Below are 12,569 nucleotides of genomic sequence, written 5' to 3'. Positions count from 1 at the left end.
CAGATAGATTATGAAAAAAATAATAGTTTTATTAATCATAGCTTTTACATTAAATACTAACGCGCAAGAAAAAATAAATTGGCTTTCTTTTGAAAAAGCAATTGAAATCAATAAAAAAAACCCAAAACCTTTTCTAATAGATATTTATACGGATTGGTGTGGTTGGTGTAAAAAAATGGACAAAGAAACCTATACAAACCCCATAATTGCCAAGTACGTAAACGAAAATTATCATGCAGTTAAATTAAATGGCGAAGGCAAAGATCCAATTACATATAAAGACTATACGTTTAAATTCAATCAGCAAGGAAATACAAAATACCACGAATTAAGCGCTGCGCTACAAAATGGAAAATTAAGTTATCCTACAACTATAATTTTAAACAAAGAGGAACAATTATTAGACAGAATCCCTGGATATTTAACGGCAAAAAAAATGGAAATGGTATTGGCTTTTTTCATTAAAAAAGACAGAAAGGAAAAAAAATGGGGAGATTTTGCGAAAAATTTTAAAAACACAATTCAAGAATAAACTACTCAAAAATAATTGCGCCCTTTTCTCCAGTATAATAAAATGGGATGTTTTTTGTATCGCAAATAAATTTCCAATTTACAACCTGATTTTTATAATTTGAAGCATCGGCAATAATTTGTTTTGGTTGGATGTTTTCAATCAATCTTTCTAAGTTGATTTTTGGAGATTGAATGAGTAAAACAATTGGATTTAATTTCTTTCCTATTTGATAAACACCTAAGCTATCAACTAAAATAAAGATCTCTTTTTTAAATTGATAACTATTAGCAAACTGGTTTTTAAACTCAATTGTAGTTACTTTTTTACCAACTTTATAATCTTTTATTAAACCTAGCATTTTTACACTTACAGAATCTAAATCGTGATGAATTTTTAAATTTCCATTCTTATTTTCTCCAATAATCGTTTTTCTACTTTTATTAAAAATGACAAATTCGTTGGTTATTTCAACTTGCTTTTTTTCATAAAAAACACTTCCTTGAAAAAGGATGACAAACGATAAAAATAACACAGTAGATTTGTAGGTTTTTCTTTCAACATACATAAACCCAAAAATCAGACATCCGTAAGACATTAACAACAATAAAAAAGAGAATGAAATATCTTCTATCAGAAACGATTCTTGAATAGAAATCCAACTTACAAATTGGTTCATTAACGAAATTATAAACATGTATAAATCCGCCAGAAAAGTGGGTAGTATTTGAAATAACGCCAACACAATGACTAAAATACCGAGCATTAAAATGATTCCAATAAAAGGAATAATCACCAAATTAGAAAGCATAAACAATCCTGGAAATTGATGAAAATAAAACAAACTTACAGGTAAAACTCCCAATTGTGCAGCAATAGAAACCGTAAATAATTGCCAAAACTTATCCGTTAAAAACCGTGTTGGTTTCCATAATTGATACAATTTGGGCTGAATCGTCACAATGCTAAAAACCGCCAAATAACTTAATTGAAATCCAACATCAAACAGAAACATTGGTTTGCAAAGTAGCAGTACAAACATTGATGTAATTAATGTGTGCTGAATTAATGTTTTTCTGTGAAATGTCATTCCGATTGCAATTCCCGTAAACATCGTTACGGCTCTCACAACTGATGCGGATAAACCTGCAATGACTGCAAAAAACCACAACAATAAAACGATTAAAAATGTTTTGATAGTTTTTCCGTTTTTAAGTTGTTCTAATGGTTTTAGAAGGAAAGTTAAAATCAATAAAATAATTCCGACATGCAACCCAGAAACTGCTAAAATATGAATGGCACCAGCATTTGTATACTCTTCTAATACATCTTTAGAAATATCGTTTCGTTGCCCTAAAATCAATGCTTCTATAACAGCGAGCTCTTCTCCTTTAAATCCGTTTTCTATCAATTCTTTTTCAATTTTAGCCCTAATGTTTTCTGCAATTTTATAAATTGAATTTTCATTAGATTCTTTGACAATAAAAGCAGTGTTTATTAGAAAAACCTGATTGTAAACGCCTAGTTTTTCGAGATACTTTTTATAATCAAATTGATACGGATTTAATGGTTTTTGAACTTCGCTCAGTTCTGATTTAAACAAAAAAACATCCCCAATATTTGCCGTTCTTTGTAAACTATCTCTTTGAACATTTAATAAAATTGTTCCCACAGTTTTTTGATTGCCAACTCTAACAATTGATCCTATATATTTATCATAATACAAATTACTTTTCAGTACTTTCTCTACCTTAAAAGTGATTAAAGAATCTGCCGAAAAATAGTTCCTATAATAATTATCTTTTTGAGAATGATTTTGCAAAAACACAGCAAACACTCCGACAAACACAAAGAGAATCCAACTTGTAATTGTAAAAAGAAGTTTCTTTTTAAAATACTTTAAAACAAAAATCAAGATTAAGAAAAGCACAAAAACAAGAATTGCTTTCGTAAAAGTATATTGCCATAATTTGTAATGAAATTGCAAAACAATTCCTACAATTAGGCAAATAGTAAAATGAGTTGGTAAAAAATTTAGCAACCTCTTCATAGCATGATAAAGTTACTAAAAAAATAAGATATTATGTTATTCCTTCAATAATTAATCTTGCAGATTCCTCTGAAGCACCTTTTCCTCCAAGTCTTTTTTCTAATTCGTAATATGCTAAAAATACTTTTTCTCGATGAGATTCATCTAAAATTTTGGTGAGTTCTTTGGTTAATGTTTTGGTGTTAAAATCGCTCTGAATTAACTCCGTTACCACTTCTTTATCCATAATTAAATTGACCAACGAAATAAATTTTAAGGTAATAATTCGCTTTGCAATTGCAAACGTAATGGCGCTTCCTTTATAACACACAACTTGCGGCACTTTAAACAACGCGGTTTCTAAAGTTGCTGTTCCAGAAGTTACCAAAGCAGCAAACGAAATGCTTAACAAATCGTAGGTTTTATTATTGATAAACTGCACATTTTCTGTTTTTATAAATTGCTGATAAAAAGAAAAATCTTGACTTGGCGCGCCAGCAATTACAAATTGATATTCTTTAAAATCATCAACCACAGAAAGCATTACAGACAACATTTTTATAATTTCTTGCTTTCTACTTCCTGGTAACAATGCAATAATTTTTTTATTGCCTAAATTGTTTTCTTTTCTAAAAGCGATTTCACCAACTTGTTTTCTATCGGCAATGGCATCAATTAAAGGATGACCAACAAAATTGACATCATAATTACGTTTTGCATAAAACTCTTTTTCGAAAGGAAGAATTACATTCATCATGTCAATATCTCTCTTAATCTTTTCTACTCTGCTAGATCTAGATGCCCAAACTTGTGGAGAAATATAATAATTGGTTCTAAAACCTTTTTGTTTTGCCCATTTTGCAATTCGTAAATTAAATCCGGAATAATCAATAAAAACGACAACATCTGGCTGAAATACTTCAATATCATTCTTACAAAAAGAAATATTTTTAAATATGGTAGGAATGTTTGCCAACACTTCCACAAAACCCATAAAAGCCAATTCCTTATAATGCTTTACCAACGTTGCTCCTGCATTTTCCATTAAATCTCCACCCCAACATCTAATAATTGCATTTTCGTCTTGTTGAAACAATGCTTTTATCAAGTTAGAACCGTGTAAATCTCCTGAAGCTTCTCCAGCAATAATGTAGTATTTCATTCCTTTTATTAAGAATTGTAGCTAAAATAATTTGACTACAAAGGTAGTTAATGCAATTAAAATGGTTGTTAACAAAACGCCTCTTGCTCTATAATCTTGTTTCTTTTTAATGTAAATAAAAAACACAAACAAATTTGGAATTGCTGCCAACGTTAAAATTTTCCCTGACAAATCTTGTTCTTTTATAACACTTAATGTTTCTTGAAAATCAACTTTTGAGAAAAATTCTATATAGATAAAAACTCCAGAAAATGTTGCAAACAAAGAAACCAAAGCGCCAATTAGAATCTCTCTCTTTATAAATCCCATGTGTTTAATTTTTGTATTGTGTGATGCGCAGTCATGTCAAACTGAACAGGAACTACAGAAACATAACCGTTATTTAAGGCCCAAATATCTGTGTCTTCCCCTTTGTCTTTACAAACAAATTCGCCAGACAACCAATAATATTCTTTTCCGTTTGGACTTGTTCTTTTGTCGAAATTTTCTTGCCAATTTCCATTTGCCTGTCTACAAATTTTGATTCCTTTGATCTCTTTTTCTGGCAAATTTGGAATGTTTACATTTAAAACGGTAGCTTCCGGAATCTTCTTGTTTAAAGCTTCCAACACAATTTGTTTTATTATTTTTTTGGATGCTGTAAAATCTGCATGCCAATTAAAATCTAACAACGAAAAACCAATTGCAGGAACACCTTCAATTCCTGCTTCTACGGCAGCACTCATCGTACCAGAATAAATGACGTTTATCGATGAATTTGATCCGTGATTGATTCCGGAAACACACAAATCTGGCTTTCTATTTAAAATACTATTTACCGCCATCTTTACACAATCTGCTGGAGTTCCAGAACAACTGTATTCTATTTGTGGTCCATCATCTACAGTAATTGAATTGCAATGCAACACATTATCAACTGTAATTGCATGCCCCATTCCGCTTTGCGGACTATCAGGTGCAACTACAAAAACGTCTCCAATTTCATTCATCACTTCTATTAAAACTCGAATTCCAGGAGCCGTTATTCCATCATCATTTGTCACTAAAATTAAAGGTTTTTTTTTCATAATTCTATTTTATCATTCACAAATGTACCATAATTTTACTTTCTTTTATACGATCCGTTTTTAACATTTTGTAAACAGATTTACGGCAGATATTTGCCTAACATTGTATCAGTAAAATCACAAAAAAATACGAATTAAATTTACAGTATTATTTTTGGTATAATTTTAGTAGTTTGCAATACTCTAAATTGCAAAAGATTTTAAATAACAATTAACAAGAACATGAAGAGAGCATTTAAATTTATCATTCCGTTTGTAGCCTTATTTATACTAGCATCTAGTTTTACAACAAACCCCGTAAAAAAGGACCCTAATAAAGACAAGGTTTTAATTTCTGTAATCAATTACATGCTTACAAATGGGCATTATTTACCGAAAGATTTAGACGATGCTTTTTCTGAACACGTTTTTAACGATTTCATCAAAGGTTTAGACCCGTCTAAAAGATACTTTACACAAAAAGACATTGAAGATTTTGCGAAATACAAATACTTGATAGACAATCAACTTAAAAAATCAGATTTAACTTTTTATAATTTAGTGTATGGTAGATTTACAGAAAAAATTAAAACTGCAAAAAAATATTATGAAGAAATTTTAGCGCAACCTTTTAATTTTAACAAAAGAGAAACTATTGATATAGATTATGATAAAACTCCTTTTCCAAAAAACGAAAACGAATTAATCAATAATTGGAGAAAACAATTAAAATTAAATACACTTAGTAGAGTTCAAGAAAAACAAGATTTAGAAACCGAAAAAGCAAAAAGTGATAAAAAATTCAAAAAATCATCTTTTAAAACATTAGAAACTGCTGCAAGAAAAGAAGTTTTAAAAAACATGGATGAATTGTACATCCGAATAGAAGAATTAGAAAATTCTGATTGGTTTTCTACTTTTTTAAACAGTGTAATTAGTGGTTTTGACCCTCACTCTACCTACATGGCACCAAGCGTAAAAGAAAGATTTGACGTAGATATGTCTGGTAAAATTGAAGGAATTGGAGCAAGATTACAGAAAAAAGGAATTTACACGCATGTTTTTGAAGTTGTTTCTGGCGGCCCAGCTTGGAAACAAGGAGAATTGGAAGTTGGAGATATTATTTTAAAAGTTGCACAGGCTGATGAAGAACCTTTAGATATTGTTGGAATGCGTTTAGACGATGCTATTAAATTTATCAAAGGAAAAAAAGGCACAGAAGTTCGATTAACTGTGAAGAAAAAATTAGACAACTCTGTACGTGTAATTTCTATTACAAGAGACATTGTTAATTTAGAAGAAACTTTTGTGAAATCTAGTGTTGTTCTAAAAGACGGAAAAAAATACGGTGTTATAAACTTGCCAAAATTTTACATCGATTTTAGTGATAAAAACTTTAGAGATTCTGCAAAAGACATGGAAAAAGAAATTGCAAATCTTAAAAAAGAAAATGTAGAAGGATTGCTTATCGATTTAAGAAATAATGGTGGAGGATCTTTAAAAACTGCGATTGAAATTGCTGGATTATTTATCAGTGAAGGCCCCGTTGTACAAGTAAAATACAGAGGAGAAAACGCAAGAGTTCAGAATGATAAAGATCCTAAAATACAATGGGACGGTCCTTTAGTTGTTTTAGTAAATGAATTATCTGCTTCTGCTTCAGAAATTTTTGCAGCAGCGATGCAAGATTACAACAGGGCTGTTATTATTGGAAGCAATCAAACATACGGAAAAGGAACAGTACAGAATATTTTGCCAATCAATAAATTTTATCCAGATTATAAAGAAGATTTAGGCTTCTTAAAAATGACCATTCAAAAATTTTATAGAGTTAACGGCGGTTCTACACAAATAGAAGGTGTGTATTCTGATATTGCAATGCCAGACAGATATAGTTATATGAAATTTGGCGAAAGAGATTTAGAAGGTGCATTGGCTTGGGATAAAGTTCCGAAAGCAACCTACTCCCCAACAAACTCTTACGAAAATTTTAGCGATGTTGTCAATGAAAGCAAAGAAAGAATTATGCAAAATTCTAGTTTTACGTTGATTAATGATTATGCAAAATGGTTGAAAAAAGGACAAGATGACACTACCTATTCTTTAAACTTTAAACAATTTACTAAAGAAGCTAAAAAACACCAAAAAGAAGGTGAAAAATTTAAATCTGTATTTAAATTTGAATCTAATTTAAAATTTCAATCTCCAAAAAGCGAACTTCCTTTAATAAAAAAAGAAATTATTGACGGTGATAAAAGAACAGCTTGGCATCAAAATTTAGCAAAAGACATTTACATTAATGAAGCATTAAATGTATTGAGTGAGTTAAAAATGAGAAATTTGAATCAAATCGTTCAACACTAAGTTTCAATTTTTATGGAATTCACAGTTACATTCAAAACCAAATGGGCAGATTTTGATGCAAATAGACATATGCGACATACTGCATATAATGATTATGCCGCAGAAGTTAGAGTGCGGTATTTTAAAGAACACGGAATGTCTATTGAAGATTTTGCCAAAGAAAATTTAGGTCCCATTTTATTTAAAGAAGAAACCAATTTTTATAAAGAAATCCATATCGGAGAGGACATCACAGTAAACCTAACATTAAAAGCATTGTCAAAAAATCTAGAACGTTGGAAGCTACAACATCAAATCTTTAACGAAGCGGACAAACTAGCTGCACAAGTAAATGTGTACGGTGCTTGGATCGATTTAGAGAAAAGAAAACTCTCCGCTCCGTCAGAAAAATTTAAGGACTTATTTTCTAGCTTAGACAGAACAGAAGATTTTGAAGAAATTATTCTGAAAAGATAAACGTTAAAAAAAACTTAATATTTTCAACTTCGCATAACAACAAATAGGTTTGTATATAGAATTATATATCTTTAAAGCTAATTCATTATAATTAACTTAACCTAACGTTATTATGTTCAACAAAAAACAGGCAATTACCCTTTTTTCTGGGTTGCTTTTTTGCTTAACTTCTTTGCAAATTTCGGCACAAACCGATTATAGCAATTACAGCAAATTCTCTCAACGACTTAAAACTTTACAAAGTCAAAATGCATCTGACAGCAAATTAGAAACACTTACAACTACTGTTGGTGGATATAAAATTTGGGCACTGACTTTATCAAAAGGAAATGCTAAAAACAAACCAGCAATTGCTATTGTTAGCGGTGTTGATGGTTCTCTTATTTTAGGTCCAGAGATGGTTCTTCAAATTGCAGAAAATATTTTAAAAAATCATGCAGATGTATTAGAGAAAACTACCTTTTACATTTTTCCTAATATGAGTCCGAATGCCACAGAAAACTATTTTTCATCCGTAAAACATTACAAAAATGGTAATGCAAGAAGTACTGATGATGATAGAGATGGCGAATTTAACGAAGATCCTTTTGACGATTTAAACAAAGACGGTTTCATTACCATGATGCGTGTAGAAGATATCACTGGAGATTATATCAAACTAAAAGAAGACGAAAGAATACTTGTGAAAGCTGATAAAAATGAAGGTGAAATAGGTAAATACAAATTGCTAACTGAAGGAATAGATAACGATAAAGACGGACAATTTAATGAAGACGGTAAAGGTGGTATTCTTTTCAACAAAAACTTCAGTTACAATTATCAATATTTTAAACCTGGTGCTGGAGAACACGCAATCTCTGAAAAAGAAAACAGGGCTCTGTTAGAGTTTTTATATGACCAATGGAACATCTTTTCAATTGTTACTTTGGGTCCAGAAAACAATCTTTCAAATCCATTAAAATACAATGCTTCTGGCTCAAAGAAAAGAGTGGTAACGAGTATTTTAAAAGACGATGCGGCATTAAATAAATTCTTATCAGAAAAGTACAACAAAATTACTGGAACAAAAGACGCGCCAATTTCTAACGGAAAAGGTGGTGATTTCTTTGAATGGTCTTATTTTCATTTCGGAAAGTTAGCTTTATCAACTCCAGGTTGGTGGGTTCCGAAAGTAAAAGATTCAGCAAAAAAAGCTTCAAAAAACAAATATGTAAACTATTTAAATTGGGCAAAAAAAGAAAACATCAGCAATGCTTTTGTTGATTGGAAACCAATACATCATCCTGATTTCCCAAATCAAAAAGTAGAAGTTGGCGGAATTACTCCATATAAGATGATAAATCCACCTTATAAAATGGTTGCAGATATCAGCAAAAAGCACACAGATTTTATCATCGAATTGGCAAAAATGCAACCAAATATTACACTTCAAAACCTAACTTCTGAAGCTGTAGGAAATGGATTGACAAGAATTTCTGTGGATGTTCATAACAGCGGATTATTGCCTACTCATACAGAAATGGGTGAAAAATCTAGATGGTTGCGAAAAATAAAAGTTGCGGTTAAGTTGCATAAAAATCAACAAATTATAAGCGGAAAAGAAATTACGCTGGTAAACAGTATTGATGGTGATAGTAGTCAACATTTTTCTTGGCTAATTAAAGGAAAAGGAAGCGTTAGCATAGAAGCTGGAACTTCTCATACAGGATCAGACTCAGCAACAATCAAACTAAAATAAAAAATTAGAAACCATGAAAATCAACAAAAATATATTAAAATCATTGTTGCTAGTATTTTTATTTCCATTAGCAATTGGTGCACAAAATAGTTCAGAAATTTTTAGAGCAGCCGGGTCACCACACAATCCAAAAGTTCAAATTTCATTTAATAGATATTACACTTCAGAAGGATTAGCTGCTTTGAGTAAAAAAATCGCAGATGCACATCCTAATTTGGTTAAAAGACAATCCATTGGTAAATCTGCTTTAGGAAAAGACATTTGGATGCTTGCTGTTACCAATTATAAAAAAGGAGATGCAGACAGAAAACCAGGATTTTATGTAGATGGAAATATTCACTCTAATGAAATTCAAGGTGGAGAAATTAGTATTTATACAGCTTGGTATTTAACAGAAAACTTTAACGACAACGAATACATTACCAACATGTTAAATGAGCGTATTTTTTATATTGTTCCAACAATAAATCCTGATGCTAGAAACGACTTTATGAAAGAGCCAAATACGGCACACAGTCCAAGATCTGGAATGATTCCTTTGGATGATGACAGAGACGGAAAATTTGACGAAGATGGTTATGATGATATTGATGGTGATGGCTCTATCACAAGAATGCGAAGAAAAAGTGACCACGGAAATTATATTATCGATCCACAAGATCCAAGAAAAATGATTCTTATTGGTCCAGATGATGTGGTTACAGCGCAACGTTACGAATATCTTGGAAATGAAGGAATAGATAATGATGGTGATGGAAGAATTAATGAAGATACACACGGATATTACGATCCAAATAGAGATTGGGGCTGGAAATGGCAACCAGATTATATTCAACGTGGCGCTTATAGATATCCGTTTTCTTTGCCAGAAACTAGAGCCGTTGCAGATTTTGTTTTAGCGCATCCAAATATTGCTGGTGCACAAAGTTTTCACAATTCTGGAGGAATGATTTTACGTGGCCCAGGAGCGAAAGAAGATTTAGCAACTTACAATAGACAAGACATCAGAATTTATGATGCAATTGGGAAAAAAGGAGAAAAAATGTTGCCAGGTTATCGTTATTTAACCGTTTATAAAGATTTGTATTCTGTATTTGGTGGCGAATTAGATTGGTTTTATGGAAGTAGAGGTGTTTACACGTTTACCAATGAAATTTTCTCTCAATTCGCCTATTATAAGAAGAATAATGGCGGAAGAAACCAAACCTATGATTTTGACAAAGAATTATTAATGGGTGATGCTTTTACTCCATGGAAAGAATTTAATCATCCAACCTACGGGAAAATAGAAGTTGGTGGATTTAAAAAGAATTTTGGAAGAGCAACTCCAGGTTTTATGTTAGAAGAAGAAGCACACAGAAATATGGCGTTTACTTTTTATCATGCATATCACATGCCTCATTTATCAATTGCAGCTATTTCTGAAAAGAAACTAAGTGGCGGATTGAAAGAAATTACAGTAACTATTAAAAATGATCGTTTAATGCCAACACATGCAAGTCAAGATTTAAAATACAATATTACAAGACCAGATTATGTAAGTATTTCTGGAGTTAATGTTGTTGCAGGAATGTTGGTTACTGATGCAGATTTTAACGTAACTGAAGAACAAAAAACAAATCCAGCTAAAATGAGAGTTCATAACATTCCTGGAAATGATGTTGTTAAAGTTCGTTGGATTGTAAAAGGAAATTCTAAATTTACTGTGACAGTTGATAGTGCAAAAGGTGGAATTGTTACAAAAAGAAGTAATTAAATTACATACATATTAGAACTAAAAAAAGCTCCTCAAAATTGAGGAGATTTTTTTATAATTAACAGACCTTTCGACTGCGCTCAAGGTGACAATTAAAAATTTAGTTTTTTAGCCAATCTTTATATTTTAATACCAGCGTTTCTTTTTCTTTTTAGAAGCTTCCGATTTCCTTCCTTTTCTGTACTTTCCAGCATCTGGCGATTTGTGTACTTCTGGTTTTGCTTTTGGATCTAAAGGATACGGATGCTCTTCAATAACATCCAATTGCTTATTGATTAACTTTTGGATTGAAATAATGTAGTTTTTCTCATCCGCTGAACAAAATGAAAATGCAGCACCTTCTTGCCCTGCTCTACCCGTTCTACCAATTCTATGCACATAAGTTTCTGAGATATTCGGAATGTCAAAATTAATAACCGTATCAATATCTTTAACATCAATTCCACGAGCAGCAACATCGGTTGCTATTAGAATATTGACGTCTCCTTTTTTAAATTTCTGTAATGCTTCTTGACGTAAATCTTGCGATTTGTCTCCATGAATACTATCTACCTTATACTTATTATTAAGTAGTGTTTTTTCAAGCTTATCAACTCCATATTTAGTTCTTCTAAAAATAAGCACACTACCTTTTATAGAATTTCTAAGTAAATGTAAACACAGTTCTATCTTGTTTTGTTTAGGAACGTAAAACAATAATTGATGTACACCTTTTACAGTTGAAGAAGTTGGAGCAACTTCAATTTTTACAGGGTCTTTTAAGAGTGTTTTTGCTAACTCTATCACTTTAAATGGTATTGTTGCAGAGAACAATAACGTTTGTTTTTTTTGATGACATAAGCGTTCTATTTTCTTAACATCATCAATAAAACCCATATCTAACATTAAATCGGCTTCATCTAAAACAAAAGTTTCTATAAAATCTAAGTTTACAAAATCTTGTTTGTGTAAATCTAATAACCTCCCTGGAGTAGCAATTAAAATATCAACCCCTTTTTTCAACATTTCTTTTTGAGGTTCAATTGAAACTCCGCCAAAAACAATTCCAGTTTTTAAATTGGTGTATTTGCTGTAAAGAGTAAAATTTTCTTCTATTTGTATTGCTAATTCTCTTGTTGGACTGATAATTAATGCTCTAATTTTCTTTCCTTTTTTAGACGCATCTTGTTTGTCAAAAAGTTGTTGCAAAATCGGCAATGCAAATGCAGCCGTCTTCCCTGTTCCGGTTTGAGCAGAAACAATCACATCTTTTTTATCAAGAACGATTGGAATAGCTTGCTCTTGAACTAAGGTCGGATTTTCGTATCCATGTTCCGTAATTGCTCTTACAATTGGTTTATTTAATCCTAAATCTTTAAACTGCATATCTCTTTAAATAATGCACAAAGATACTGTAAAAAGCAGTATAAAATAAGAAATGTCTCATCGAGCGCAGTCGAGATGTCTAAATATAAATAATGAGTGATAAGTTCTCGACTCCGCTCGAACAGACAATTAAAAAGTTTTC

General features: G+C 31.2%; 10 protein-coding genes. 5 read left to right on the top strand and 5 right to left on the bottom strand.

Annotated elements, in window-relative coordinates; genetic code table 11:
* The first annotated feature begins 10 nt into the window (after positions 1-10).
* Positions 11-532 carry a thioredoxin family protein gene (locus KCTC32516_RS06710; RefSeq protein ID WP_301399647.1) on the top strand — a complete coding sequence of 174 codons (522 nt, stop codon included), beginning with the start codon at positions 11-13 and terminating at the stop codon, positions 530-532.
* Position 533: 1 nt separating this feature from the next.
* Here the strand turns inward: KCTC32516_RS06710 and KCTC32516_RS06705 are convergent, their stop codons facing one another.
* The 4 genes from KCTC32516_RS06705 to surE are packed head-to-tail and all read right to left on the bottom strand — an operon-like array spanning position 534 to position 4,769.
* Positions 534-2,561, bottom strand: coding sequence for a ComEC/Rec2 family competence protein (locus KCTC32516_RS06705; RefSeq protein WP_301399646.1), 2,028 nt, complete (start codon positions 2,559-2,561; stop codon positions 534-536).
* Positions 2,562-2,592: 31 nt separating this feature from the next.
* The gene (lpxB, locus tag KCTC32516_RS06700; RefSeq protein WP_301399645.1) at positions 2,593-3,702 is read right to left on the bottom strand and encodes a lipid-A-disaccharide synthase; all 1,110 of its coding nucleotides are present in this window, start codon (positions 3,700-3,702) and stop codon (positions 2,593-2,595) included.
* 21 nt (positions 3,703-3,723) lie between these two features.
* Positions 3,724-4,011, bottom strand: a complete 288-nt coding sequence (locus tag KCTC32516_RS06695; RefSeq protein WP_301399644.1) for a hypothetical protein — start codon at positions 4,009-4,011, stop codon at positions 3,724-3,726.
* Positions 3,999-4,769, bottom strand: a complete 771-nt coding sequence (gene surE, locus KCTC32516_RS06690) for a 5'/3'-nucleotidase SurE (protein WP_301399643.1) — start codon at positions 4,767-4,769, stop codon at positions 3,999-4,001. The genes KCTC32516_RS06695 and surE overlap by 13 nt, the downstream gene beginning before the upstream one ends.
* Positions 4,770-4,991: 222 nt before the next feature.
* On the opposite strand from surE, the gene KCTC32516_RS06685 reads away from it, so the two are divergent.
* From KCTC32516_RS06685 to KCTC32516_RS06670, 4 genes are all read left to right on the top strand, one after another.
* Complete coding sequence (locus KCTC32516_RS06685) at positions 4,992-7,112, top strand: carboxy terminal-processing peptidase (RefSeq protein ID WP_301399642.1); 2,121 nt, start codon at positions 4,992-4,994, stop codon at positions 7,110-7,112.
* A 12-nt stretch (positions 7,113-7,124) separates the two neighbouring features.
* Complete coding sequence (locus KCTC32516_RS06680; protein WP_301399641.1) at positions 7,125-7,568, top strand: acyl-CoA thioesterase; 444 nt, start codon at positions 7,125-7,127, stop codon at positions 7,566-7,568.
* Between the two features lie 112 nt (positions 7,569-7,680).
* Positions 7,681-9,306, top strand: coding sequence for a M14 family metallopeptidase (locus KCTC32516_RS06675; RefSeq protein ID WP_301399640.1), 1,626 nt, complete (start codon positions 7,681-7,683; stop codon positions 9,304-9,306).
* Positions 9,307-9,319: 13 nt separating this feature from the next.
* Positions 9,320-11,062: a M14 family metallopeptidase gene (locus KCTC32516_RS06670; RefSeq protein ID WP_301399639.1), complete on the top strand. Its 1,743-nt coding sequence runs from the start codon at positions 9,320-9,322 to the stop codon at positions 11,060-11,062.
* Positions 11,063-11,188: 126 nt separating this feature from the next.
* Here the strand turns inward: KCTC32516_RS06670 and KCTC32516_RS06665 are convergent, their stop codons facing one another.
* Positions 11,189-12,427, bottom strand: a complete 1,239-nt coding sequence (locus tag KCTC32516_RS06665; protein WP_301399638.1) for a DEAD/DEAH box helicase — start codon at positions 12,425-12,427, stop codon at positions 11,189-11,191.
* Positions 12,428-12,569: the final 142 nt, after the last annotated feature.

The organism is Polaribacter huanghezhanensis (assembly GCF_030444335.1).
In the GTDB taxonomy this organism is placed as follows: domain Bacteria; phylum Bacteroidota; class Bacteroidia; order Flavobacteriales; family Flavobacteriaceae; genus Polaribacter; species Polaribacter huanghezhanensis.
This window is presented reverse-complemented; position numbering and strand designations above follow the sequence as displayed.